Source organism: Thalassotalea sp. G20_0 (assembly GCF_017744175.1).
Lineage (GTDB): Bacteria > Pseudomonadota > Gammaproteobacteria > Pseudomonadales > Endozoicomonadaceae > Endozoicomonas.
The window spans coordinates 1-680 of the sequence record NZ_JAGHQV010000392.1 but is presented as its reverse complement, the minus strand read 5'-3'; the positions used below and the strand labels follow the sequence as shown (position 1 = coordinate 680).

At 52.2% G+C, this 680-nt stretch carries 1 protein-coding gene; it reads left to right on the top strand.

Annotated features, from left to right (window positions below; genetic code table 11):
* The coding region (locus J7438_RS26670) for an OmpA family protein (RefSeq protein WP_209279045.1) at positions 1-680 on the top strand (680 nt) is incomplete at both ends.

The following is a 680-nucleotide window of genomic DNA, read 5'->3' as shown; positions in this document are numbered from 1 at the left end:
TCCTGGTGCTCTGGCTGGTAGCCGCCACTACACCCGTGCAAAAGGAAGCCATTGCCACCTATTTTTCCAATCCGGGGATTTTCAATCGTGTGAGCAGTAACACGCCGGTTGAGATGAAGGGAGATAACTCAATATTACGGGGATTGCCAGTACAGATACGGCCTACGCCCTCCGGTATGACGGGTATGGAGATTGCCGGTCAGAACTCCGCCAATACCGACAGGCTTGCGGCCATTGTGCTCGGATTATCCAAACTGCCGACAGAACAGGCCAATACAGCAAAAGACATTCAGCTGCGGGTCTGGCCCAGGATGATTCTTATGACACTGGCTCAGGCCAGAATCGGTCCCATGTTCCCACAGGGAAGCAGGTACATGGTGCCATTTTATGAAGATTTTCTTATTGCCCTGGCACCGGTTCTGGCAAAACTGCCCTTTAAAATCATTATTACCGGACACTCCGATGGTGTCATTGGTTCTGACCTTGACAATACCCCGGAACCCAACCGGAAAAACTGGGAGCTTTCCGGACAACGGGCCGAAACGGTCAGGAAAGTCATTGTTTTCAGCGGAGTGCCGGAAGATCAGATACTGTTAGTAGCAGCCATGGGGGCTAACCAGCCTATTCCTGGGCTGGATCCGGAGTCAGGATTAAACCGCCGGGTCGACTTTATGCTGGTT